This window comes from Carnobacterium divergens DSM 20623, from assembly GCF_000744255.1.
In the GTDB taxonomy this organism is placed as follows: domain Bacteria; phylum Bacillota; class Bacilli; order Lactobacillales; family Carnobacteriaceae; genus Carnobacterium; species Carnobacterium divergens.
The window spans coordinates 1185150-1209466 of the sequence record NZ_JQLO01000001.1; the positions used below are offsets into that span (position 1 = coordinate 1185150).

A 24317-nucleotide genomic window follows, 5' to 3' on the forward strand; every position below is an offset into this window, starting at 1 on the left:
ATAGATTTTTTTTATCTACTATCATTCCGCTATCTTTGATGGTAAAATTAATTAGCTACGTCTTATTTTATTAAGTTGCTTTAGGGGGATAAGGATGAATCAAGGAAATGTGAATGAATTAACTGAAGCTGAAGAAAAAGAACTACAAAGTATCTCAAATTTAATTTTTGTAGAAACCATTGCTTGTGGATTTTATGAGTTGAAAAAAATTGAGATTACCTTACCTCATGATATTCCAAGAGGACGAATTTATACAAGAGAAAAAATTGGAGAATTGCTTTTAAGTAAAAATAGATTCTCGATCTTAATTGAAACCAATGATGGAAAATACTTATACCAATCTTCTACGGTTGTAATTCCAGAAGTTACACCTCATCACTAAAAAAGTTGTCGCAATGAATTGCGACAACTTTTTTTAGTATTTTCTAAAGCGTTTGTAGCGATCTTCAACTAATTCTTCTGGCGTAAGTTTCCCTAATTGTTGGAGAGCAAGTATTAATTCATTTTTCAGATTTTGCATAATGGTTTCTTGAGCTAATAGAACTTTTTGATCTGTTTCTTCAATCATTTTATCAATCACATCAAGTCCTAATAAATCACGAGCTGTTAGTTTCATCAGTTCTGCTGCTTCCTTAGAACGTGAGGCATCTTTCCACAAAATGGATGAAAAACCTTCTGGAGATAAAATGGAATACATGGTATGTTCCATCATCCAAACCTGATTTCCCATTGCAAGTGCTAATGCGCCACCACTACCACCTTCACCAATAATAATGGCAATAATAGGGACCTTTAATTGGCTCATTTCCATCAAGTTTCGTGCGATGGCTTCACCTTGACCGCGCTCTTCTGCTTCAACGCCGCAATAAGCACCAGCTGTATTAATAAAGGTTACCACCGGGCGACCAAATTTTTCAGCTTGTTTCATTAAGCGTAATGCTTTTCGGTAACCTTCTGGATGAGGGGAACCAAAATTACGCATCATATTTTCTTCTAAATTATGCCCTTTTTGAATTCCAATAACTGTAATTGGTTGATTTTGCAAGGTAGCAATTCCACCAACAACTGCTTTATCGTCTCGATAAGAACGATCACCATGGAATTCAATAAAGTCATTAAACAAGAAATTCATGTATTCTAACGCTGTTAAACGCGTTGTTTTTCTAGCTAAGGCTACGATTTCGCTTGCAGTCATCAATTGTTTCCACCTGCCTTCGCGGGTTTTGGGGCATGAAGAGTTAAAATCAATCCTAGCGTCGTCTTTAATTCAGGACGTGGCACAATTTTATCAATAAAGCCATGTTCTAATAATGACTCTGCTCGTTGGAAATCTTCTGGCAACTCTTCGTTAATGGTTTGTTCAATGACTCTTCTTCCAGCAAATCCAATCAATGCTTGTGGCTCAGCTAAGATAATATCTCCTTGCATGGCAAAACTTGCTGAAACTCCTCCTGTTGTAGGATCTGTTAGTACTGCGACGTACAACAAGCCTGCTTCACTATGTTTTGCAACTGCTGCACTAATTTTCGCCATTTGCATTAAGGAGAGAATCCCTTCTTGCATTCTAGCACCGCCTGAAGCAGTGAAAATAACTACTGGCAATTGAAGTTCTGTTGCTTTTTCAAAAGCACGAGTGATTTTTTCGCCAACAACTGTTCCCATACTGCCCATAATAAACCGAGCGTCCATTACAGCCAATACACATGCTTGCTTGTTGATAGTAGCTCTTCCAGTGACAACAGCTTCATCTAAACCTGTTTCTTCCTGTAAACGTTCAATTTTTTCTGAATAGGCTGGAAATTCCATTGGATTGGTATTCGCTAATCCTTTGTCCCACTCTTCAAAACTATTTTCGTCCACAATCAATCCAATGCGCTCAAAAGCATCAATTCTAAAATTATAACCGCAATTTGGGCAAATTTGTTCTTTCCCTAAATCTTTGTTATAAATGGCTTTTTTACAGCTTGGACATTGTGCCCACATTCCATCTGGCACCATCGGTTCATCCAACTGAGTTTGTTTTTGAGGTTTGATATCGATTGGAATAAAAGGTCTTTTTTTAAACAGTTTCATTTTTTCACCTCTTTAGATTCCAGTACATAGAATTAATTCGTTTGTTGCTGCTCCCACTCATCAAGAAAAATATCTTGTAGGAAACTTGTATCATACGCGCCTTCAACGAATCGTTGATCCGCTAGTAAATCTTCTTGGAAATATTGATTCGTAATAATGCCATCAATCACTAATTCGCCTAATGCACGTTTCATTTTCGCAATTGCTTCTGCTCGATTTTCACCTTTTGTAATAATTTTAGCAATCATTGCATCGTAATAAGGTGGAATTTCGTAACCAGCAAAAACAGCACTGTCTACACGTAAACCTAGTCCACCACTTGGTAAAAATAAATAATCAATTTTCCCTGGAGATGGTGCAAAATGAAAGGCTGGATTTTCAGCATTGATTCGGCATTCAATCGTGTGTCCAGTTATTGTGACTTCCTCTTGTTGAATTTCTAGAGGTAAACCACTGGCAATTTTTAATTGTTCTTTAACAATATCAATTCCGGTTGCCATTTCAGTAACAGGATGCTCTACTTGAATTCGTGTATTCATTTCCATAAAATAGAATTTTCCATCTTGATCCAGTAGAAATTCAATAGTCCCAGCATTTTGGTAATTCACGTATTTTGCAGCTCTTACAGCTGTTTCTCCAAGTAATTGTCGCTGTTCTTCACTGATTGCAACAGATGGAGATTCTTCGATTACTTTTTGATTGTTACGCTGCAAAGAACAATCACGTTCACCAAGATGAATCACATGACCAAAATGATCGCCAAGAATTTGAACCTCGATGTGTCTGGCATGTTCGATAATTTTTTCAAGATACATTCGATCATCACCAAATGCGGCTTTCGCTTCACTGCTTGCACTGTTAAATGCAGGTGAAAGCTCATCAGCATTTGCCACTTTTCGAATCCCTTTTCCGCCTCCGCCAGCTGCAGCCTTTAACATAACTGGATAACCTAACTTTTCAGCCAATTCTTCAGCATCTTTGGCATCTGTGATAAAACCATCACTACCTGGAATTACTGGAACATTCGCTGCTTGCATTAAGGTTCTTGCATTGGCTTTATTTCCCATTTGATCAATGGTCTCGGCTTTTGGACCGATAAAGGTAATGTTGCATTCTTGACACATAGTAGCGAAAATACTATTTTCTGACAAAAAGCCAAACCCAGGATGAATTGCCTGGGCTTTTGTAACAACAGCAGCACTTAATATACTTTGCATATTTAAATAAGAGTCTGTTGCTTTAGCGGGACCGATACAAATGGCTTCATCCGCTAGTTGCATATGAAGGGCATCTTTATCTGCTTCTGAGTAAACCGCAACGGTTGCAATACCTAATTCTCGGCAGGCGCGAATGATACGTACCGCAATCTCGCCACGATTTGCTACTAAAATTTTATTAAACATAGGCTTATCTACCAATGATAAAGGTTAATTCAGCTTCACAAACTTTTTTACCGTCTACATATGCGACTGCTTTTCCAATACCTGCGTATTCTTTTAATTTAATGATGTCTACATGTAATTTTAAAACGTCACCAGGAACCACTTTTTTACGGAATTTTACTTTGTTCATTCCACCTAAGTAGGCTGTTTCTCCCTTAAAACGATCTAGTTTCAATAATGGAATTGAACCTGCTTGTGCTAATGCTTCTAAAATTAAAACACCTGGCATTGTTGGGTTTCCAGGGAAGTGTCCTTGGAAAAATTCTTCGTTGATTGTAACGTTTTTAGTTGCAACAACGTGCTCTCCTGGGATTAACTCATCCACATAGTCGATAAAATAAATTGGGTAACGGTTTGGGATTAACTCCATAATTTCAGTTGCGTTTAAAATGCTCATTTAATTGCCTCCTAAGATTTTCTTATACGATTCTAAATAAGGGTTGGTTGTATTCAACGACTTGTTCGTTTTCAATTAGAACTTCTGCAATGGTACCTGCAGTATCGCTAGTAATTTCATTCATTAGTTTCATTGCTTCTACAATACATAAGGTTTCTCCAACAGCTACCGTATCCCCAACTTTTTTAAAGGCTGGTTGATCAGGTGAAGGTGTCAAATAAACAACGCCAACAATTGGTGAAGGAATCAGTGTTCCACCTAGTTCTACTGCTTCTGGTTTGGATTCAATCGTTGTTGTATTAGACTGTGTCGCTTCTTTAGCTATTTCATTAATTTTTGCTTCTACAACAGGACTCGCTGTTAATGATTCAACATGGTTTGGTTTTGGCGTATCGTTTTTACTCATATGCAAAACGGTATTATCAATTTGCAAATCAAATTCCGTTAAATCTGATTCGTTGACAAGAGCCAATAGTTCTTTTACTTCAGAAATATTCATTTAAGCTTCCTCCCACTTTTTAAAGCAGACAACAGCGTTATGTCCGCCAAAACCTAGCGAGTTGCTTAACGCATATTTAGCTGACTCCACCTTGCGTCCTACATTTGGAATGTAGTCTAAGTCGCAGGCTTCATCCGCTTCTTTAAAGCCAATTGTTGGCGGTAAAAAGTCATTTTCCAATGCTTTCACACAGGCGATTCCTTCAACAGCTCCTGCTGCGCCTAATAAATGTCCAATCATACTTTTCGTACTTGAAATTGGAACGTTGTGGGCTTCTTCACCCATTGCGTATTTGATGGCTGTTGTTTCAGCGCTGTCATTTGCTGGTGTACTTGTTCCATGAGCATTGATGTAATCCACGTCTTTTGGTTCAATTCCAGCTTCTTTCATCGCTTGAATCATTGCTTTACCAGCTCCGCTTCCATCAACAGATGGGCTTGTCATATGACCAGCGTCACATGTTGATCCATAGCCGACGACTTCGCCATAAATTTTTGCTCCACGATCTAACGCATGTTGTAATTCTTCTAATACAAGAACGCCCGCGCCTTCTCCCATTACAAAACCGTTACGCTCTTTATCGAATGGAATCGAACCGCGTTCAGGATCTGTTGATTTACTTAAAGCTGTTAAAGCGCCAAATCCAGCAATTCCAATTTCACAAATCGTCGCTTCTGTTCCGCCGGCTAAAATCACATCAGAGTATCCGTGTTTAATTGAACGAAAAGCTTCGCCAATTGAATTGGTTCCTGATGCACAAGCTGTTACGATTGATGTACATAGACCTTTTGCCCCGACGCGTATTGCAATATTTCCTGCTGCCATATTTCCAATCACCATTGGGACAAAGAACGGAGCAACTCGTTGTGGACCACGATCGTGCATTTTGATCACTTGTTCTTGAATGGTATTCATCCCACCAATTCCTGAGCTAACGATAACGCCAAAACGATCGACATCTATTTTTTCTGTATCTAAGCCACTATTTTCCATTGCTTGGACTGCTGCTGCTATTCCGTATTGTGAAAATAGATCTGTACGTTTAGTTTCTTTTTTTGGCATATAAACCGTCGCATCAAAATCTTTTAATTCTGCTGCTAACGTTACGCCAGTTTCTGAAGCATCAAATCTCGTAATTTCGGTAACACCGTTTTTTCCAGCTTTTAAACTTTCCCAAAATGCATCCACTGAATTTCCAATAGGGGTGACTGCACCCATTCCTGTAATCACTACACGATTCATCTTCTTTATGCCCCTTTCATTAACCGTTCATCACCATGCCACCATCGATATTGATGACTTGTCCTGTGATATATTTATTTTCACTTAGGAAAACGGCTGCTTTTGCAACATCTTCAACAGTTCCAAAACGATTTAATGGAATTTGTTGTTTTGATAATTCTTTTACTTTATCGGATAGTTCATCTGTCATATCCGTTTCAATAAAACCTGGAGCAATCGCATTGACTGTAATTCCTCTAGCCGCTAATTCTCTGGCAGCTGATTTTGTTAAACCAATAACACCAGCTTTACTTGCTGCATAATTGGCTTGACCTGCGTTTCCAATTTGACCAATGACACTTGATAGGTTAATAATTGTTCCGCTTCGTTGTTTTAGCATCACGCTTGAAGCATGACGAATTGTATTAAACGTTCCTTTTAAATTGACGTTTAAAATTGAATCAAAATCATCTTCTGACATCCGCATTAATAATTTATCATTTGTAATTCCTGCATTATTGACCAGAATATCTACACTGCCAAAAACTTCCTTCGTTTCATCAATCAATTGTTTAGCACAATCAAAATCACTAACGTCTCCGATGAAGCAATGACATCTCACGCCTTCTGCTTCAATTTCTTGAACTACTGTGTCAGCAATTGGTTTGCGTCCATTTAATACAATATTGCAGTCTTTTTTTGCAAATTCAAGTGCAATTGCTTTTCCAATTCCTCTTGAACTTCCTGTTACAATCACTGCTTTGTCTTTTAAAGTCATGTACTCATTCCTTTCAATGTTTCAATCGTTTTGTCTAGCGTTTTTTGATTTTCAACATTTAAAATTGTTACATTTCGATTAATTTTTTTAATAAAGCTGCTTAAGGCTTTTCCAGGTCCAACTTCGATAAAAGTGTCCACGCCCATGTCAATCATTGTATTAACGCTATCTTCCCATAAAACTGGCGACATCACTTGTCTTGTCAGGAGTGGTTTTACATCTGCTTTATCAGTAATTATTTTTGCTGTCGTATTGCTGATAACCGGTAAGTTTAATTCATGAAATTCAATTGCTTCCAGTTCATTTGCTAATTCCATCGCTGCTGGTTTTAATAGAGCTGTATGAAATGGTCCACTTACTTGCAGAGGGATGATTCGTTTCGCTCCTTTTTCTTCTAGCAATAGAGTCGCTTTAGCAACAGCTTCTTTTAATCCTGCAATGACGATTTGGCCAGGCATATTGTAATTCGCTGGAGAGACGACACCGATATCACTGGCTGCTATACATGCTTCTTCTATGGTGTTTCGATCTAATCCCATTACAGCACTCATAGCTCCATCTCCTGCTGGAACGGCTTCAGTCATAAATTGTCCACGCTTTTTCACTAATTGAACAGCTGTTGTAAAATCTAAAACACCTGCTTTTACTAAAGCGCTGTACTCTCCTAAGCTCAAACCAGCCACTACTTCAGGTACTACGCCATGCTCTTTAAGAAGGGCATCAATTGCCATGCTCACTGTTAAAATTGCAGGTTGTGTATAAGTTGTTTGATTTAATTGTTCATTTTCATCAAAACACAGAGAAGTCATATCCATTTTTAGCGCATCACTTGCATGCTGAAAAACATCTCTTACAACTTGATTATTTTCATAGAGTTCTTGGCCCATCCCTTGATACTGTGCTCCTTGACCACTATATACAAAAGCGATTTTCATGTTGTTTGACTCCTTTTATCTAGTGCCGTTATTTTTTCTTAAAAGTTGTCCCTATTAGTAAAACAAGCCTTTAAATAAAGGCTCATTTTAAGAATAATTGATTCACTAAAATGAATTTAAATAAAGGCTTTTTTTTGTTGTTCGATCACTGTTTGAGATTCAGACATTAGTTCTTGAATGATTTCTTCACAGCTCTGTTCAGTTTTTACAAGTCCAGCAATTTGACCTGACATCATTGACCCCGCATCCATATCTCCATCGATAACAGCACGTCTTAAGGCACCTTTACCAATCGCTTCTAAACGCTCAAAATCGGGTTGATCTTTACTGGTCTCTTCTTTTTCAGCTTTATCATATAGACGCGTTAGTTTATTACGGATTGTACGGACAGGATGTCCAGTAATTTGACCCGTAACCGTGGTGTCGATATCTCTAGCTTTTAAAACGGCATTTTTAAAGTTTTGGTGGATCGTGCATTCATGGGCAACGAGGAATCTTGTTCCAAGCTGAACAGCTGAGGCTCCTAACATAAAGGCTGCTGCCATTCCACGACCATCTCCGATTCCACCTGCTGCAATCACAGGAATTGAAACAGCATCCACTACTTGAGGAACCATGACCATCGTTGTTAATTTTCCAATATGTCCACCGGCTTCCATTCCCTCAACAATAATTGCATCCGCACCGTCTTTTTCCATTCGTCTAGCTAATGCTACCGAAGCAACGACAGGAATAACAATAATGCCATGTTCACGGAACTTTTTCATGTATTTCCCTGGACTTCCAGCGCCTGTGGTAACCACTTTAACGCCTTCCTCACAGACAGCATTCACCACTGCCTCCACATGTGGAGAAAGCAACATAATATTTACTCCAAAAGGTTGATCTGTTTTTTCTTTCGCCTGCCTGATCTGTTCACGAACAACTTCTTCAGGTGCATGTCCTGAGGCAATAATCCCCAATCCACCAGCGTTAGAAACAGCACTTGCAAGTTCTGCATTTGCTACCCACGCCATTGCTCCTTGAATGATTGGATACTTGATTCCAAGTTTTTCGCATAATTCTGATTGCATGCAGGTTTCCTACTTTCTATTCTCTAGTTTATTTATTTTTTAATTCAGCTTCTACAAAGTTAACGATATCTTGAACTGTGTTTAAGCCTTCTTCTGATTCGATTTTGATGTCAAATTCGTCTTCGATGTCGTTGATGATTTGGAATAAGTCTAAACTATCTGCTTCTAAATCTTCACGGAAGTTTGTTGTTAATTGTACCTCTTCTTCTTCTTTACCTAATTGGTCTACAATAATTGCTTGAATTTTTTCGAATGTCATAATAATTTCCTCCAGTATGTTTGGTTTAATTTTTTGTACTTATTTTTTATTTATTTATAACTCGATTAAGATCGAAGCCCATGTCAAGCCTCCGCCAAAACCGGTCAATACAATTTTTTGTCCACTGCCTAATTTCAATTCTCCTGCTGAAACAACTTCATCTAATAGAATTGGAATACTGGCAGCAGAGGTGTTTCCGTAGCGTTGCATATTCGTTTTGAATTTGCTCATCGGAAGTTTTAGTTTTTTTGCAATTGCTTCAACGATTCGATAGTTTGCTTGATGAAGTAAATAATAATCCACTTCCGCAAGCTGAGTCTCTCCAATTTCAGCAAGTTGACGAATACTAGCCGGCACATTTCGGATTGAAAAATCAAAAATTGCTCGCCCATCCATTTTTAAATAATCACTTTGCTGTATCTCGTCTGTTGTTTTTGAAAAAGGATCTTGCGTCGTTAAATGCCTTGCTGTTAATGAAAGTCCGCGACTACCATCAGCATGAATATCTTCAGCGAGAAATGATTTTTTTTCATTTACTCCTTTTAATAACACGCCTCCTGCGCCATCTCCAAAAAGAACCGCTGTACTTCTATCTTCCCAATCAATTACTTTCGACATCACTTCTCCGCCTAGAACAAGTGCATAACGAAAATTTCCACTTTGCACCATTTTCTCAGCAATTGAAAGCGCGTAGACAAAACCTGAACACGCTGCATTGATATCAAAGGCCATTACTTGCCTAGCACCAATATATTCTTGAACTAAACAAGCTGTTGAGGGGGTCTGATAATCTGGGGTCATGGTTGCCACAATAATTAAATCGACTTCTAAAGCGGATACGTTTGCTTTATCAAGCATTTTGATTGCTGCTTTTCCACAAAGTACTGAGGTATTTTCAGTTTCGCTTAAGTGCCTCGCTTCAATTCCTGTTCTGGATTTTATCCATTCATCATTGGTATCCATTAGCGTTTCTAATTGTTGATTAGGAACTCTAGTTGATGGGAGGTAACTTCCAGTGCTAATTATTTTTGCTTCCATTCATTTCAGCCCTGTTCTTTCAATTTATTTTGGGTTTTATCTAAGAAACCATGTAAATTCCCTAAACCTTTGATTAGAATTTCAATCTCTTCTTGGTTCATTCCTTCTACGGTTTCTTTTACCATCTCTTTATGGAATTTGTCATGAAGACGATACAATAATCGTCCTCTCTTAGTAAGTCCAAGCTTTACTACTCGTCGATCATTTTCACTTCTAATTCGCTCAACATAGCCTTTTTTCACTAAATTGTTGACCGCAACAGTTAAAGTTCCAACAGTGATCGATAATTTTCTAGCGACTTCAGAAGTTGTTCGTTTACGATACATACCAATAGCTTCAACGGTATGCATTTCCTTGATTGATACATCTTGGAAACTGCTATTTTGCAATGCTGTCTCTTCAATAATCAATATTTCGTTAAACACTTCAACTAAGTAATCATTAATCAGTTCAAATGAGTCTGCCACATCAACTCCTCCATTTCTTATATTTCGTCATTCATTGTAATCAATTGCTTTGATGTTCAAATTGTTTGACTATCAAACTATATTATTTTTTACTAAAAGTGTCAAGTTTATTTTAAAAAAATTTTTTATACAAACAAAAAAAGACCTTTATATAGGCATTTCAAGTACTTAATTTTATTTTGAATATCAAACTATTTATCCTAGAATTTGTCTTTTTATATACGAAAATACAAAAAAAACGAACCTTATTTTCGATAAGTTTCGCTTCAATAGGTTGTTTATTTTATTAAATGTTTAAACTGCTAGTTATGAAGTAGCCTCTGCATTTGTAATTTCAATTATGTCTTTAAAGTTCACAATCGTTTTTGTTTCACAAATATCTTTCATTGTTGGAGACGATTGTTCCCAAAAAATTTCAACGACAGCACTGTTGGTTAATAGTTTTTTAATAACGCCAGCCATCTTTTCATCTCTAAAAGTAAATTTAATCTCATCACCTAGATCTGGTCTAAATGATTCTTTAACTGCATCAATAATTGCATTTGCTTCTTCATAGGGTACGCCCAAAAGCGTTGCAATTCTTGACTTACTTGCACCTTTACGAAGCTCGGTTTCAACAACTGATTGAATTTCGTTAGTGATTTTATTTCCCATGTAAATCCCTCATTTCTTTATTTCGTGATTACATAAACAAAATATCATAACACTTAATATCTCATTATACCACATTTTCACTTCTATTTGTTAGAATTTGTTCATTATTTATTAATTTATCTCGATACCGAATCTTTTTTACCTTCTTTTCTAGAAAACAAAAGACAATTATAGTCTACATTTCTTTAAAAGTTTGTTAAACTAGATTCACCTAGGTTATAGGAAAAATTTTACGATTAAAGGACGTATGATCATGAAAACAATTTTAATTGCCGATGATGATTCAAATATTAATAAAATGGTTCAGCGTTTTCTTGAATCATTGTCTTATCGGGTAGTGACTGCAACAGATGGAGCTGAGGCTATTGATGCTATCGAAACCCATTCGATTGATTTAGCGATTTTAGATATTATGATGCCTCTAAAGAACGGATATGAAGTTTGTCAGGAAATTCGACAACAGTACAGCATTCCGATTATTTTATTGACTGCAAAAGGAGAAATTGTAGATAAAGAAAAAGGGTTCCAAGCAGGGACTGATGATTACATGACCAAACCTTTTGAATTAAAAGAACTTGAATTTAGAATGAATGCACTGTTTAGACGGTATCAAATTCCGAACAACCCGTTAATTACCATTGGAAAACTAACGATTGATCAAAAGAATTATCTTGTGACCCTAGGAAGTAAAGAGCTTTTTCTTCCATTAAAGGAATTTGAATTGCTAACGAAACTTGCCAGCTATCCTAAAAAAATTTTTACTCGTGATGAATTGATTGAATCTATTTGGGGTATGGATTACGAAGGAAATGACAGAACTGTAGACGTTCATATCAAACGATTACGAGAGCATCTGACCAAGGATTCTGGTGTTGCGATTACTACTATTCGCGGGCTTGGCTATCGATTGGAGGAGCAGGTATGAAGACCCTCTATCAACGGATCGTAGCCATTACCTTTTTAGTGATGATTGTAAGTATTGGCGTGGCTTTTTTGATTTCAAATGTGTATTATCAATACCACCTAAAGCCTATCAACGATCAAAAATTAACTTATGTAGCAAAGGATATTCAACAATTTTATAACGAAAATCCGACCTTAAATCAAGAAAGCTACTTCAACCACATTAGTCAGCTTGGCTATGAAATTTATCAAGTCAAACCTGATGGCACCGATATCGAATACGGTGATTCGTTCAGAAAGAAAACGTTAGAAAAAGAAGTCATTCAGTCTGTTTTAGACGGAACCATTTATCATGGGATTGCGAATTTTCCAAAGAGCATTTTTATTACAGGTTTTTTTGACAATGATTTACGAAATACTATTGGATTTCCGATAGAAAACAGCGAACAAACCAGCGCTGTTTTTATTCGATCAGACCCTACCAAGCAATTTGGTGAGTTGCGAATTTTCTTAGTGATGTTGCTTGTATTTAGTGTTTTAATTGGCTTTATTCTTATTTTTTTAAGTAGCTATTTTATTGTTTCTCCTATTAAAAGGTTAACAACTGTTACAAAAGAAATTACAGACGGCCAATCCGTTGAAATCCATCCCACTAAAAGAAAAGATGAAATTGGTCAATTAACCAATTCCTTTGCAACAATGACAACAGAATTGAATAAAGCCGAAAAGGCGCGACAAGAGTTCGTTGCCAATGTCTCCCATGAAATTCAGACTCCTTTGACTTCTATTCAAGGTTTTACTTCGATTTTAAAAGATGAGAAACTATCTTTAGAACAACGAGAAAATTATTTAACAATAATCGAAACGGAAACTTCACGACTTTCTAGCTTGACGAAACAACTTTTGACACTAGCTTATTTAGACAATGAAAATCAATTAATACAAAAGCAGTCAGTTGCCATTCATCAACAAATCAAACATTATTTAAAACTCATGCAATGGAAGTGGCAAGAAAAGGATCTTTACATCGTAACAGAATTGCCCCCTACCTTCGTATTAGGAAATGAGAATTTTTTATATCAAATCTGGCAAAATTTAATAACAAATGCCATTCGTTATGCTCCACAAGGCGGCGAAATCACTATTACACTTTCAGATGAAGCTGATCAAACACTTCTAACTATCTACAATAATGGACCAGGAATTGATCCAGAAAAGTTACCTTATTTATTTGACCGTTTTTACCGCGTAGATGAAAATCGCAGCAATGCTGATGGTGGTAGTGGTCTGGGGTTAGCTATTACAAAAAAAATCATTCAGTTGCATGGTGGTACCATTTCAGTTTCTAGTTCCGAAAAAACTGGAACAACCTTTACGATTACTTTTCCAAAATAATAATAGGAGGTAGAATCAGAATAGATTCTACCTCCTATTATTATTATCTAATATTTCTAATTCTAAAGAAAAATTAACTTATTGTTTTATTACTTTGCTATAAGCTTAATCTTTATTGCTTGAATAGCTAGTTTCTGTCCAGTTGTTCCTGCTACAGCTCCATTTTCCACCCATGCCATCCAACCCTTTTCTGCTACATGAACTTGATATGAAATATTGTATTGTTTCTCTAATCCATTTTTTAAAGAAATTTTTACCGCTTGTAATGATAATTGTTTTCCAACTGTTCCTCCAACGTTTTCAATCCAACCTTTTTCAGCTACATGGGCATCAATTTTAACATTTTCTTTTTTACCATCCACATATACTTCGATACACTGCCCTTCAATACTTAAGCCCGTTGTACCCGCCATTTGATTATTTGTAACATATCCTAACCATCCTTCTTTAGCTAAATGCATCCGATAAGCTAGACCTTTTGCTACAGGTTTAGATGTTCCTTGAACAATTGGCTTACGAACTAACTTCATTTTAATTGCTTGAAGACTTTTTTTCTGACCTGTTGTCCCTGCTGTTTGCCCATCTTTCACCCAGCTTAACCATCCATTTTCAGCAACATGGGCTTGATATTCTAAGTTATAATAATTTACCGCATCTCCTGTTAATCTAGCTTGAATGGCTTCTACTGCCTTAGATTGTCCCGTCGTTCCTGCTACCTGACCACTCTTAACCCAAGGCATCCAACCGATGGTTGAAACATGAGCCCGATATTCTACTGATCCATTACTAAGTCTCCCAATAATTCTAATGGCTTCTACTGGCAATTTGTACCCTGTTGATCCTGAAAGCGCACCATCTTTTACATTGTTCATCCATCCCACTTTACTCACGTGTGTTTCATAATTAATTCCTTTTGAAATAGCTTGAGCTGGATTTTTTGGCGGTAATTTTGGCGCTTCTGGTACATTTGGTAAATCTTTAAAGTGAATGTATCCATCAACAGCACCTGCATTGATCCATCTGTTATTATAATTTCCTGAATAGGCTGGGTTATTATACTCTTCAATTAAAACCAATCCATTTTTCACATCCGCTACCCACGCAACGTGAAAACCAGCATTCCACCATGCAACTGAACCAATTGTTGGATTTTTATCTACTTGATATCCTAAATTTTGTGCATTTTGTCCCCATACATTTGCATTCCAATTACTAGGTGGTCTAGTAATATTAAATTTATTTACTACACTCAAACGATTTGCAACAAATGATGTACACTCCCTTGTATACATCCCCCAAGAATCTACTGCTGCATCCAGGGGTAAATTTTTCCACTTCACCGGGTAATCATCACCAATTAATACCATAAAAAAACCTTCTCTCTTCTTTTTTCCTAATAATTATTAATGAGATCTCAATTTAAAATAATTTTTTATTAGGTACAATTATTGTATTACATAAAAATAACATCTATCTTTTTATATCCAATCAAAATCCAGTCACGATTCTTTCAAAAATCTTTACCAAAGAAAGTGTTAGTTGTTTCTTTTGTAATTTCCCGTTCATCTCCAGTTCATATAGCTAGGCTATGATAGAACTATCAACAAGAAGGAGTGAGGAAAAATGTTTTTAGCATGGCGTGAAATAAAACATACAAAATTAAGATATAGCTTAATCGCTTTGATTATGATCATGATTATCTGGTTAGTACTATTCGTAACAGGTTTAGCTAATGGATTAGCAAGTGACAACGCTTCAGCGATTAAGGAAAGTGCAGCTTCTTATTTTTTAATTGAAAAAGATTCAGATAATCGTTTCGCACGTTCGACTGTTACTGAAAAACAAGTGAGTGACGTTGAAAAAGATCTTGGAAAAAAAGCTACTGGACTTCGTGTTCAAATGAGTACCGTTAGTACGAAAAAAGATACAAATAAGACGGACGTCTCTTATTTTTCATTTGATTCAACTAGTTTCTTAAAGCCTGAATTAACAGACGGTCATTTGGGAAAAAGTGGAAGTAACGAAGTCGTTGCAGATCAAAAATTGAAAAATCAAGGCTACTCTCTTGGATCTACGATTAAAGACGCGGCAACAAATCAGACCTTTAAAATTACAGGATTTACTAAAAAACAAACTTACAGTCATACTGGTGTAGTTTTCCTAACTCCTGTTCAATGGAAAGAAGTTCAAGTACCTCAAAAAGCAGCTGACAACACGTATAATGCAATTGCATTAGATATCACTGAGGATAAAGCAACGACTTTAAATTATTCGGATTTAGTCACAGCCAGTAAAAACGACATCGTAACGAATATTCCTGGTTATTCAGAGGAACAAGGTTCGTTAACCATGATGATCACTTTCTTATATATCATTGCAGCCTTTGTCCTAACTGTTTTCTTCTATGTTATTACAATTCAAAAAGTTGATCAATTTGGAATGTTGAAAGCCATTGGTGCTAAAACAAGTTACTTGGCTAAAAGTTTGCTCTCACAAATTGCTACGCTTTCCGTTATAAGCCTTTTAATTGGAAATCTTTTAACTTATGGTGTTGCCGCATTACTACCTGAAAGTATGCCTTTTAATTTAACACCTATTACAGCACTGGCTTCTTCATTACTATTTTTAGCAGTCGCATTAATTGGCTCGTTATTGTCACTGTACCGCGTTGCTAAAGTAGATGCCATTGAAGCGATTGGAGGGAATAACTAATGACAGATAAATTAGTCTTAAATCAAATTTCAAAATATTATCAAGATGGTTTAGAACAAATTGAAGTGTTAAAAAACCTTTCGTTAACGGTAAAAGAAGGAGAATTTGTCGCGATTGTCGGTCCTAGTGGCGCTGGTAAAAGTACGTTCCTTTCTATTGCTGGAGCATTACTATCTCCTAGTGAAGGAGAAGTAAGAATCGGCAATGTTTCCTTGAATAGTTTAAACCAAAAACAATGGACCAACTTACGTCTTAATTCAATCGGCTTTATTTTTCAAGGTGGCAATTTGATTCCATATTTAACCGTTTTGGATCAATTATTATTGCTTCCAAAATTAAGTGGATCAAAGGATGAACATAAACAACGTGCACTCGATTTATTAACCGATTTAGGTCTAAAACATCGCCTAAATCAATATCCAGATAAACTATCTGGTGGCGAAAAACAACGTGTAGCAATTGCTCGCGCTTTAATGAATGATCCAGATATTATTTTAGCAGATGAACCAACTGCAAGTTTAGACTCTCAAAGAGGCTATCAAGTAGTGGAAATGATTGCTAAAGAGGTTCATAAAAATAATAAAGCCGCTGTGATGGTGACCCATGATGAACGTGTTTTAGAATTAGTCGATCGCGTTCTGCGCATTGAAGATGGACAACTGTATCCTGTTTAAACGAAGTAAAAAAAGCAAGCTCTATAAAAGAGCTTGCTTTTTTTCATGTTATTCACTCAGTGACATTTTTGTCGTTTCTACTAACCAAGCATCATCGGTTGGATCTGCTCCACCACGTTGATTTTTATCAATCGATGCCATTTTTACAAGATCCTCCTTTGATAAATGAAAATCAAAAATTTCACGATTTTCTTGGATGCGCGTTTCATGAATTGATTTAGGAATTGCAATCACTTGGCGATCCAAATGCCAACGTAAAATAATTTGGGCAGGTGTTTTTTGATATTTTTCAGCCAATTCTTGAATAACGTTATCTTCTAAAACATTTCCTTTCCCTTGACCTAAAGGTCCCCATGCTTCATGTTGAATTCCTTGTTTCACTAAATAATCATGTAGCTCCGTTTGTTGAAAATAGGGATTTGTTTCCACTTGATTGATCATCGGCTTAATTTTTGCCTCTTGCATTAATTGTTCTAAATGATTGATTTCAAAATTTGAAACGCCAATGGCACGAATTTTTCCTTCTTCATACAAAGCTTCTAATGCACGCCATTTTTCAAGGTAACCTTCACTAGGCCAATGGATTAAATATAAATCTAAATAATCGGTTTTTAATTTTTTTAAGGTTGTTTCAAAAGCTGCTATCGTGTCCTCATAAGTGATGGCGTCATTCCAAACTTTTGACGTAAGAAATAATTCACTGCGAGGAATCCCGCTTGTTTGTAGTGCCTCTCCTACTAGTGCTTCATTATGATAGATTGCTGCTGTGTCAATATGACGATAACCGTGTTTGATAGCTGCTAAAACAGACTGTGTTAATTCTTGTTCATCTTCTACAAGAAAAACCCCTAGACCTAATTGTGGGACTTCGATTGTATTTTCTAATTTAAATGAGGGTATTTTTGTATTCATTCTTATTGCTCCTTTTCTTTTTTAAACTATAGTGGGAACCATTCCGCCGTCAATTCTTAGTGCTTCGCCAGAAAAACTACTTGCTAACGGACTGGCAATAAAGGCAATAAACCGACCAATTTCTGAAGGTTCAATTAAACGTTGAATTTGAGACATTGGACGATGTTCCCTCATAAATGCTTGTTGCTGTTCTTCACGAGATAGTGAACTGCCTTTGTACATCTCTTCAATCATTTTTTCAACCCCTTCAGTTAAAGTTGGGCCTGGCATAACGGTATTGATAGTAACCTGACTTCCAATTGTTAATTTTGATAAACTTTTAGCCAGTGACAAATTCATGGTTTTCGTCATACTGTATTGCGGCATCTCACCAGATGGCATAATCGCCTCTTCACTAGCGATAAAAATAATGCGACCAAAATTTTGCTCAAGCATTTTAGGTAAATAAAATTTAGCTAATTCATTTCCAGCTAGAACATTGGTTTTAAAAAAAGTTGTCCAGTCGTTTTCTTCAATCTCAAAATAGTTCATTGGTTGAAAAATACCTAAATTGTTCACTAATACATCGATCTTTGGAAAATTTTCTTTTAACTGTTGAATCCCAAAGTCGGTTGATAAATCATAAGGTGCTTCATAAAATGAGACTGTAGGAAATTCATCTTTTAATGAAGCTACCAATGTGTTAATCCCTTCCTTATCTCGACCATTAATAATCACATCGCTGCCTTCTCTAGCAACTTCCTTAACAATTCCAAGGCCAATTCCCTTTGTTGATCCTGTTACTAATACAAGTTTTCCTCTTAGTTGTATTTCCATATTCATTGCCTCCCTGATCGGTTTATATGCTTATTATAGAGTAGGTATTCTTTTTTACAAGTACGCACTTTTTTGTGTTATAGGTACTTTTTTGTACCTTACTCCCCTTAATATGCTATAATGAAAAATCAATACAGCAGTGGAGGTTTATATGAAAACAACGTATACTTATAATATTGGTGTTGAAGCAACGATGGAAGTAATTGGAGGAAAATGGAAACCAATTATTCTCTGTAACCTACGTCATCAAAAAATGCGTACAAATGAATTAAAAAAAGCCATTCCAGGAATCACTCAAAAAATGCTGACGCAACAATTGCGTGAGTTAGAAAGGGATCAAATAGTAAATCGCATCGTCTACTCACAAGTTCCACCTAAAGTCGAATATGAATTAAGTGCATATGGCCTTACTCTTAGCACTATTCTGGATCAGCTTTGTTCATGGGGAGAAATCAGAGTCCAAAAACTTGCCGAAGAAGGCAATGATGTCACACTATTATCAAAATCTGATTGTCCTGAAATTGACTAAAAATAGCAGAAAACCAGTTGTCCCCCAATAAGCAGGACAATTGGTTTTTTATTGCTGTTTCTTGATTTCTTTATGAATTCTTTTTAACGCTTTTTTTGACCCACGTTGAATGTCATGCTCTTCTTTTCGTTCCTTATAACTGACAAAGAGGCTTGCTAAATCGTAGTCCATTGGGTACAATTCTGTCGCTGGAATTTCTAATTTTAAACGCTTTGAAAGAACTTCTAGCAGCTCACCTTCAATATAAACAGTCGCTTTTTCTTGTTTTTCATCATAAGAATAGATAAGCCCAGCTTTTTGTTTTTCGGTTAGTAAAACACGGTCTCCTTTTTTGAAGTCCACGGTTTCCTTTGTAATGATTGTATCTTCTTCCTTGCTCTTTTTATTTATTGAAAATGATTTTTTTTCGACGTTATATGCTTTTGACGTTTGATATAAATGTGCTTGCTCAATAACACTTAACTTCAATTTCATTTTTTTAGCAATCCACAAGGCGTTACTCTCACCAGATTCCCCAATAATTAACTGATACAAAGGCGTAATCGTATCTTGATTAAAAGCCATAGCTGCATTCATAAAATCAGGATGCTCTTCTGAATAACGTTTAATTTCGCCGTAATGGGTCGTCGCGACAACAATACAGCCTCTTTGGTAAAACTCTTCTAAAATAGCGATTGCCAATGCTGCTCCTTCATTTGGTTCTGTCCCACTACCAATTTCATCAAATAAAAGCAAGCTATTTGGTTTTGCTAATTCCATCATTTCAGCAATACTTTTAATATGGGCTGAAAAGGTACTCAGCGCATTTTCTAAGCTTTGACTGTCACCGATTTCCACAAATATTTGGTCAAATAGGGCAATTTCTGTGCCCGCTTTTGCATCTATCTGTAACCCATATGCTGTCGCAAGTGAAAGTAGCCCGACTGTTTTTAAAACCACTGTTTTCCCGCCAGCGTTCGGACCGGTAATAACTAATCCTCGGTACTCTTTTCCTACTTTAAAATTAAGCGGGATAGCTGCTTCACCCAACAGCGGATGCTTGGCATCGATTAAATGGATATACCCTTCTGTGTTGAGCTTTGGCGTGATGCCATTTATTTCACGACTGTATTTCGCTCGAGCAAAAATCAAGTCATATTCTGCAATGAGTTCTAAATTAATGTTGATTGATTGCAGATTTTCTAAAATTAAGCCTGATAAAGTTGCTAAAATTTGATACGTTTCAGTTGCTTCTGCCATTTTTAATTCAAAAATTTCATCATTCAACTTGCTCACACTGGTAGGTTCTATGAAAACCGTCGTACCTTTGCTACTCGTTTCTATGATTGTTCCAGTTACCTGATTTTTATAAGATGCTTTAATTGGAATTGTAAACCGTTCATTTTTTTTGCTAACAAAAAATTCTTGAATATACGGCTGATTCGTTTTATTTTTTAAAAATTTGTTCAATCGTTCGTCAATTTTGCTTTCTCTTTCAGCAATTAAACGGCGAATTTTTTTCAATTCTTTACTTGCTTCTGAATCTATCTGACCATTTTTGATTGAAAAATAAATATCTTCTTCAATCAATAAAAAAGTTTCCATTGATTGGCTGTAAGTTGCTAGTAAAGGTGCCAATGAGTCATTTTTCTCCATAAATTGCTTGATTAGACGACAGCTTCTTAAAAAATCAGCGCATTCTATCAATTCTCCAGCATCTAATACAAGGCCTTTTTCTAATTGCGTAACTAGGTGATCAATCATTCCTAAGCCCATAAACGGCATGTGTAACTTTGCATCTAGTAGTGTTCTTCCTTCTGCTGTTTCGTTTAAACGACGCTTGACGACTGTTAAATTAGCCGTTGGCTCCAACGTATCTAATCTTTTTTTACCAAGTGAGCTGACGGTATAGCTTTTTACTTTTTCTAATAGTGTGGTTAATTGGATTTTTTCATTTGTTTGTTGATTCATTTTTTATACTCCTTGTAAGTTTTTTACAAAGATAACTGACTTTTTTATTTCTTCTGAATGAAACAAAAATCTTTTTAATAGATAGTAGGTACAAAAAAAGCTACAGGAAACCCGTAGCTTTAAAAAATTACAATGAGCATCACTAGGATAAAGTGATGTTAGATTGAGTTTTTTATGAAAAGTCAGGTATCTTTTTAGGTAAACTAAATAAACGATTCCCCTATAGGAATTTTAATTGTTTAATTAGTTTATTTAATTGGCCTAGTTAGATACAGACTCCACTCACAAAAAGCACCTCTTATTTTTTTATTGTTCATTCAGAATACTTACTAATTGATTTTATTTTACTTGTTAGTTAGTTAAAAGTCAATAAAATCATAGAATACTATTTTTTTCGTTTTGCCCTTGTATTTTTTAGCGATTCAACGTATGATTATTCATGAAGTTAAATTAAAACTTATAAAAAATAGAGGTGCAACAATTATCAGTAATTAGTTGGAGGTTTGACAAAACCTGTGAAGACTAGTGAAAGGAATTTTTGCCGAAACAAAAAACTGTCATCTTTTTGTTGGGTCTTAGGTTGAATAAGCCGAGAACTGTCGCTTATCTTTAAGCGTTGCGCTATCTTACTGCATGGAAGCCTCAGTCTTCCTACCACTGGATGGTAGGGGGACTTTTTTTATGGTTTAAAAAGGAGAATTTTAGTCATGATTGACGCAAGAAAAGAAGAAACAAAAAGCGCTGGGGCGAGTTCAGAGAATACAATGAATCGCGCTTTAAAAACACGCCATCTTTCAATGATTGCGATTGGAGGAAGTATTGGAACTGGTTTATTCGTTGCCAGTGGATCTGCTATTTCAACTGCCGGTCCTGGTGGGGCTTTGCTAGCTTACGCCGCAATTGGATTAATGGTATTTTTCTTAATGACCTCATTAGGTGAAATGGCCACTTTCTTACCCGTTTCTGGTTCGTTCAGTACGTATGCAACTCGTTTTGTTGATCCTGCGATGGGATTTGCGATGGGATGGAATTATTGGTTTAATTGGGCAATTACGCTAGCCGTTGATATCAGTACCTCTGCCTTAATTATGAATTTTTGGTTTCCTGATGTACCAGGTTGGATTTTTAGTTCAGTTTTTATGGTTATTTTATTTTTACTAAACGCTTTATCTGTCAAATCTTTTGGCGAAGCAGAATATTGGTTTTCAATTATTAAAGTCATCACTGTTTTGGTGTTTCTAGTGGTTGGTATTTTAACTATTGTTGGCATTATCGGCGGTCACCATGATGGATTAACGAATTTTACAATTGGGGACGCACCTTTTGTTGGCGGGATTCCTTCAATTTTAGCTGTCTTCGTAGTGGCTGGTTTTTCTTTTCAAGGAACGGAATTGATTGGAATTACTGCTGGGGAATCTGAAACTCCGGAAGAAAGTATTCCAAAAGCTATTAAACAAGTCTTCTGGCGTATATTATTATTCTACATTTTAGCCATTTTTGTTATCTCTGCTATTATTCCTTATACAAGTCCTAATTTGTTAGGTAGCGGAGCTGGAGATGTCGCCATTAGTCCTTTCACACTTGTCTTTAAACGTGCTGGCTTAGCTGCTGCTGCTGGTGTGATGAACGCAGTCATTTTAACATCTGTGTTATCAGCTGGAAATTCTGGTATGTATGCTGGAACAAGAATGCTTTGGGCAATGGCTAAAAATGGTCAAGCACCTAAGATTTTTGGATTGATTAATGATCGCGGAATTCCTATTTTCGCTTTGATGTTAACTACTTTTGTTGGTACACTTGCTTTTGCTTCAAGTATTTTCGGAACACATATTTATTTATTCCTTGTTGCTGCTAGTGGTTTAACTGGGTTTATCGCTTGGATTGGAATTGCTTTAACTCATTATCGCTTCCGTCGTGCCTTCATTAAACAAGGTCATGATTTAAGCGAACTTAAATACAAAGCAAAATGGTTCCCATTTGGTCCCCTACTCGCTTTATTCTTATGTATTTTAGTTATTGTTGGACAAGATATTCAAGCCTTTAAAGATTTTAATTGGCAAGCAATCGGAATTACCTATATGAGTGTTCCACTGTTTATTATTTTGTTTAGTTACTACAAAATTAAATTTAAAACGAAGCTTATCCCCCTTGAAGAAGTTGATTTATCTCGACATAAAGAATAACCAAAAGCCATTAGACTATTCTAATGGCTTTTTCATTACTAAAAACTATCATTTTCCCAAGAAAAGTGTACACTATAAATGAGAAAATAAATAGCAACACGCTTTTTAGGAGGAATTTTTTTGGAAGAACGCAAAGTTAGTTGGTTAGAATTATTTTATGATTTGGTTTTTGTTGTAGCTATTTCTTCAACCAACCATTTATTAACAACTGTTAATAACCAGCCACAAGATTTTTTTACGATTATTGGTGAATACCTATTAATGATTATCCCCATGTGGTGGGCTTGGGCAGGTCAAACAATGTTTTTCAATCGTTACGGTCTTAGTTTGAAAAAGCCTCACTATTACATGTTTATGCAAATGTTTTTTGTGATGCTAATGACTGCAAGCTTTAATTTAAACTTTAATGAAACCTATCTCACCTTTTTAATTGGATTTATCGGCATTCGTTTTATGACGATTTTACAGTATCATTCGGTGAAGCGTTGCATTGACAATAAAGCCGATCAAAAAGTCATTTTATTATTAACGAATTTCTTTACACTTTCACTTATTTTATCCAGTACTTCTTTATTTTTCAATGGATTTACTCGTTATTTCGTCTTGTTCCTAGGAATCTTTTTAGACATCGCTATCCCATTGATAAATCACAAAAAATTAACAGCTGCTCCTGTTGATGTCGGTCATTTAGCTGAACGGTTAGGCTTATTTACATTAATTTGCTTTGGAGAAACGGTGGTTGCTTTGATTGCTATTTTAAATGGACAAACAACGATTGTCTCCACACTATTTTATGTAGGCATTGCTTTTATCGTCATTGTCTTGCTTTGGAAATCTTATTATGATCGGTTAGACTTGGTGATTGATAAAGAGCAGACAACGAATGGACAATTATTACTCTATAGCAATTTGTTTATGCTAATTGCCATCACTCTTTTTGCAGCAGCACTACACTTAGGTGCTCATCAGGTATTGCCATTGCAATTAATCGATCTTTTACTCGCATTTTCTTTTTTCTTATTCTATAGCGCGAAACATTTTATTTTTATTTATCATCCTAAAAAGAAATTTTCAAGAGCAACTTTCAGAAAAATTATTGGATTAGGTCTTTCAATCTTTCTATTAACTGGATTCCTTTTGTATTTAGTCGTGCCTCCTATTTGGATGCTTCTCTTAATTGGGATTGCTTCTTTGATAGACAATTTAATCCAATATGAAGAAGAAACTTCCGTTTAGTTTTTTCTTCATCAAAAAAACCACAGGATTCTCATCATGTGGTTTTTTAATATTTATGCAGTTTTTTCATTTACGTCTCAAGAGAGATTCGAACTCCCGACCGTCCGCTTAGAAGGCGGATGCTCTATCCAGCTGAGCTATTGAGACAAGTCAATATTCTTTCAACGACAA

At 36.0% G+C, this 24317-nt stretch carries 25 protein-coding genes, 1 tRNA gene and 1 riboswitch; of the genes, 8 read left to right on the plus strand and 18 right to left on the minus strand.

The genetic code is table 11. The features are described from left to right. The first annotated feature begins 94 nt into the window (after positions 1-94). Complete coding sequence (locus BR52_RS05790) at positions 95-382, plus strand: hypothetical protein (RefSeq protein WP_034570205.1); 288 nt, start codon at positions 95-97, stop codon at positions 380-382. A gap of 33 nt (positions 383-415) precedes the next feature. On the opposite strand, the gene BR52_RS05795 is transcribed toward BR52_RS05790, so the two are convergent. The 13 genes from BR52_RS05795 to BR52_RS05855 form a co-directional block, all read right to left on the minus strand. Further along, entirely contained in the window at positions 416-1198 is a 783-nt protein-coding gene (locus tag BR52_RS05795; protein WP_115588668.1) for an acetyl-CoA carboxylase carboxyl transferase subunit alpha, read from the minus strand. Then, complete coding sequence (accD, locus tag BR52_RS05800; RefSeq protein ID WP_034570212.1) at positions 1195-2073, minus strand: acetyl-CoA carboxylase, carboxyltransferase subunit beta; 879 nt, start codon at positions 2071-2073, stop codon at positions 1195-1197. The genes BR52_RS05795 and accD overlap by 4 nt, the downstream gene beginning before the upstream one ends. Before the next feature lie 32 nt (positions 2074-2105). Continuing rightward, complete coding sequence (locus BR52_RS05805; RefSeq protein ID WP_034570215.1) at positions 2106-3476, minus strand: acetyl-CoA carboxylase biotin carboxylase subunit; 1371 nt, start codon at positions 3474-3476, stop codon at positions 2106-2108. 4 nt (positions 3477-3480) lie between these two features. Then, the gene (gene fabZ, locus BR52_RS05810) at positions 3481-3912 is read right to left on the minus strand and encodes a 3-hydroxyacyl-ACP dehydratase FabZ (protein ID WP_034570218.1); all 432 of its coding nucleotides are present in this window, start codon (positions 3910-3912) and stop codon (positions 3481-3483) included. 22 nt (positions 3913-3934) lie between these two features. Next, positions 3935-4411, minus strand: coding sequence for an acetyl-CoA carboxylase biotin carboxyl carrier protein (accB, locus tag BR52_RS05815; RefSeq protein WP_034570221.1), 477 nt, complete (start codon positions 4409-4411; stop codon positions 3935-3937). Next, positions 4412-5653 (minus strand): beta-ketoacyl-ACP synthase II, encoded by a 1242-nt coding sequence (gene fabF, locus BR52_RS05820; protein WP_034570223.1) that lies wholly within the window; start codon positions 5651-5653, stop codon positions 4412-4414. A 19-nt stretch (positions 5654-5672) separates the two neighbouring features. Then, entirely contained in the window at positions 5673-6410 is a 738-nt protein-coding gene (fabG, locus tag BR52_RS05825) for a 3-oxoacyl-[acyl-carrier-protein] reductase (protein WP_034570225.1), read from the minus strand. Beyond that, positions 6407-7345, minus strand: coding sequence for an ACP S-malonyltransferase (gene fabD, locus BR52_RS05830; RefSeq protein ID WP_034570228.1), 939 nt, complete (start codon positions 7343-7345; stop codon positions 6407-6409). The genes fabG and fabD overlap by 4 nt, the downstream gene beginning before the upstream one ends. Before the next feature lie 116 nt (positions 7346-7461). Continuing rightward, positions 7462-8418, minus strand: coding sequence for an enoyl-[acyl-carrier-protein] reductase FabK (gene fabK / locus BR52_RS05835; RefSeq protein ID WP_034570230.1), 957 nt, complete (start codon positions 8416-8418; stop codon positions 7462-7464). Between the two features lie 28 nt (positions 8419-8446). After that, positions 8447-8677, minus strand: a complete 231-nt coding sequence (locus BR52_RS05840; protein WP_034570233.1) for an acyl carrier protein — start codon at positions 8675-8677, stop codon at positions 8447-8449. A gap of 54 nt (positions 8678-8731) precedes the next feature. Beyond that, on the minus strand, positions 8732-9715 hold the full coding sequence (locus BR52_RS05845) for a beta-ketoacyl-ACP synthase III (RefSeq protein ID WP_034570236.1): 984 nt from the start codon (positions 9713-9715) through the stop codon (positions 8732-8734). A 5-nt stretch (positions 9716-9720) separates the two neighbouring features. Then, entirely contained in the window at positions 9721-10182 is a 462-nt protein-coding gene (gene fabT / locus BR52_RS05850; protein ID WP_034570239.1) for a fatty acid biosynthesis transcriptional regulator FabT, read from the minus strand. A gap of 306 nt (positions 10183-10488) precedes the next feature. Then, positions 10489-10836, minus strand: coding sequence for a hypothetical protein (locus tag BR52_RS05855; protein WP_034570242.1), 348 nt, complete (start codon positions 10834-10836; stop codon positions 10489-10491). A 253-nt stretch (positions 10837-11089) separates the two neighbouring features. On the opposite strand from BR52_RS05855, the gene BR52_RS05860 reads away from it, so the two are divergent. Both BR52_RS05860 and BR52_RS05865 read left to right on the plus strand, forming a co-directional pair. Next, positions 11090-11761, plus strand: coding sequence for a response regulator transcription factor (locus BR52_RS05860; protein WP_034570244.1), 672 nt, complete (start codon positions 11090-11092; stop codon positions 11759-11761). Further along, complete coding sequence (locus BR52_RS05865) at positions 11758-13134, plus strand: sensor histidine kinase (RefSeq protein WP_034570245.1); 1377 nt, start codon at positions 11758-11760, stop codon at positions 13132-13134. The genes BR52_RS05860 and BR52_RS05865 overlap by 4 nt, the downstream gene beginning before the upstream one ends. Positions 13135-13223: 89 nt before the next feature. Here the strand turns inward: BR52_RS05865 and BR52_RS05870 are convergent, their stop codons facing one another. Continuing rightward, the gene (locus BR52_RS05870; protein WP_034570248.1) at positions 13224-14501 is read right to left on the minus strand and encodes a CHAP domain-containing protein; all 1278 of its coding nucleotides are present in this window, start codon (positions 14499-14501) and stop codon (positions 13224-13226) included. Positions 14502-14757: 256 nt separating this feature from the next. Between BR52_RS05870 and BR52_RS05875 the strand changes: the two genes are divergently transcribed. Continuing rightward, a complete protein-coding gene (locus BR52_RS05875) occupies positions 14758-15846 on the plus strand; it encodes an ABC transporter permease (RefSeq protein WP_034570251.1) in 1089 nt (362 codons plus the stop codon). Continuing rightward, positions 15846-16520 carry an ABC transporter ATP-binding protein gene (locus tag BR52_RS05880; RefSeq protein ID WP_034570253.1) on the plus strand — a complete coding sequence of 225 codons (675 nt, stop codon included), beginning with the start codon at positions 15846-15848 and terminating at the stop codon, positions 16518-16520. Before BR52_RS05875 ends, BR52_RS05880 begins: the two co-directional genes overlap by 1 nt. A 48-nt stretch (positions 16521-16568) precedes the next feature. Here BR52_RS05880 and BR52_RS05885 read toward each other — a convergent pair whose 3' ends face one another. Both BR52_RS05885 and BR52_RS05890 read right to left on the minus strand, forming a co-directional pair. After that, a complete protein-coding gene (locus BR52_RS05885) occupies positions 16569-17432 on the minus strand; it encodes an aldo/keto reductase (protein WP_034570256.1) in 864 nt (287 codons plus the stop codon). 21 nt (positions 17433-17453) lie between these two features. After that, on the minus strand, positions 17454-18248 hold the full coding sequence (locus BR52_RS05890) for an SDR family NAD(P)-dependent oxidoreductase (protein WP_034570259.1): 795 nt from the start codon (positions 18246-18248) through the stop codon (positions 17454-17456). A gap of 151 nt (positions 18249-18399) precedes the next feature. On the opposite strand from BR52_RS05890, the gene BR52_RS05895 reads away from it, so the two are divergent. Then, positions 18400-18777, plus strand: a complete 378-nt coding sequence (locus tag BR52_RS05895) for a winged helix-turn-helix transcriptional regulator (RefSeq protein ID WP_034570262.1) — start codon at positions 18400-18402, stop codon at positions 18775-18777. Positions 18778-18825: 48 nt separating this feature from the next. On the opposite strand, the gene BR52_RS05900 is transcribed toward BR52_RS05895, so the two are convergent. Beyond that, positions 18826-20727, minus strand: coding sequence for an endonuclease MutS2 (locus BR52_RS05900; protein ID WP_034570265.1), 1902 nt, complete (start codon positions 20725-20727; stop codon positions 18826-18828). Positions 20728-21186: 459 nt separating this feature from the next. Continuing rightward, positions 21187-21359: riboswitch (Lysine riboswitch) on the plus strand. A 75-nt stretch (positions 21360-21434) separates the two neighbouring features. On the opposite strand from BR52_RS05900, the gene BR52_RS05905 reads away from it, so the two are divergent. Then, on the plus strand, positions 21435-22910 hold the full coding sequence (locus BR52_RS05905; RefSeq protein ID WP_051915647.1) for an amino acid permease: 1476 nt from the start codon (positions 21435-21437) through the stop codon (positions 22908-22910). 120 nt (positions 22911-23030) lie between these two features. Further along, a complete protein-coding gene (locus BR52_RS05910) occupies positions 23031-24146 on the plus strand; it encodes a low temperature requirement protein A (RefSeq protein WP_034570268.1) in 1116 nt (371 codons plus the stop codon). A 73-nt stretch (positions 24147-24219) separates the two neighbouring features. Here the strand turns inward: BR52_RS05910 and BR52_RS05915 are convergent. Continuing rightward, a tRNA-Arg gene (locus BR52_RS05915) sits at positions 24220-24293 on the minus strand. Positions 24294-24317: the final 24 nt, after the last annotated feature.

Coding starts and splice junctions, on each gene's coding strand:
- fabZ (WP_034570218.1), bottom strand. CDS start 3,912: ATGAGCATTTTAAACGCAACTGAAATTATGGAGTTAATCCCAAACCGT.
- BR52_RS05890 (WP_034570259.1), bottom strand. CDS start 18,248: ATGGAAATACAACTAAGAGGAAAACTTGTATTAGTAACAGGATCAACA.
- BR52_RS05885 (WP_034570256.1), bottom strand. CDS start 17,432: ATGAATACAAAAATACCCTCATTTAAATTAGAAAATACAATCGAAGTC.
- fabK (WP_034570230.1), bottom strand. CDS start 8,418: ATGCAATCAGAATTATGCGAAAAACTTGGAATCAAGTATCCAATCATT.
- fabD (WP_034570228.1), bottom strand. CDS start 7,345: ATGAAAATCGCTTTTGTATATAGTGGTCAAGGAGCACAGTATCAAGGG.
- BR52_RS05875 (WP_034570251.1), top strand. CDS start 14,758: ATGTTTTTAGCATGGCGTGAAATAAAACATACAAAATTAAGATATAGC.
- BR52_RS05895 (WP_034570262.1), top strand. CDS start 18,400: ATGAAAACAACGTATACTTATAATATTGGTGTTGAAGCAACGATGGAA.
- BR52_RS05790 (WP_034570205.1), top strand. CDS start 95: ATGAATCAAGGAAATGTGAATGAATTAACTGAAGCTGAAGAAAAAGAA.
- BR52_RS05855 (WP_034570242.1), bottom strand. CDS start 10,836: ATGGGAAATAAAATCACTAACGAAATTCAATCAGTTGTTGAAACCGAG.
- accD (WP_034570212.1), bottom strand. CDS start 2,073: ATGAAACTGTTTAAAAAAAGACCTTTTATTCCAATCGATATCAAACCT.
- BR52_RS05880 (WP_034570253.1), top strand. CDS start 15,846: ATGACAGATAAATTAGTCTTAAATCAAATTTCAAAATATTATCAAGAT.
- BR52_RS05870 (WP_034570248.1), bottom strand. CDS start 14,501: ATGGTATTAATTGGTGATGATTACCCGGTGAAGTGGAAAAATTTACCC.
- BR52_RS05860 (WP_034570244.1), top strand. CDS start 11,090: ATGAAAACAATTTTAATTGCCGATGATGATTCAAATATTAATAAAATG.
- BR52_RS05805 (WP_034570215.1), bottom strand. CDS start 3,476: ATGTTTAATAAAATTTTAGTAGCAAATCGTGGCGAGATTGCGGTACGT.
- BR52_RS05865 (WP_034570245.1), top strand. CDS start 11,758: ATGAAGACCCTCTATCAACGGATCGTAGCCATTACCTTTTTAGTGATG.
- BR52_RS05840 (WP_034570233.1), bottom strand. CDS start 8,677: ATGACATTCGAAAAAATTCAAGCAATTATTGTAGACCAATTAGGTAAA.
- accB (WP_034570221.1), bottom strand. CDS start 4,411: ATGAATATTTCTGAAGTAAAAGAACTATTGGCTCTTGTCAACGAATCA.
- BR52_RS05905 (WP_051915647.1), top strand. CDS start 21,435: ATGATTGACGCAAGAAAAGAAGAAACAAAAAGCGCTGGGGCGAGTTCA.
- fabG (WP_034570225.1), bottom strand. CDS start 6,410: ATGACTTTAAAAGACAAAGCAGTGATTGTAACAGGAAGTTCAAGAGGA.
- fabF (WP_034570223.1), bottom strand. CDS start 5,653: ATGAATCGTGTAGTGATTACAGGAATGGGTGCAGTCACCCCTATTGGA.
- BR52_RS05900 (WP_034570265.1), bottom strand. CDS start 20,727: ATGAATCAACAAACAAATGAAAAAATCCAATTAACCACACTATTAGAA.
- BR52_RS05845 (WP_034570236.1), bottom strand. CDS start 9,715: ATGGAAGCAAAAATAATTAGCACTGGAAGTTACCTCCCATCAACTAGA.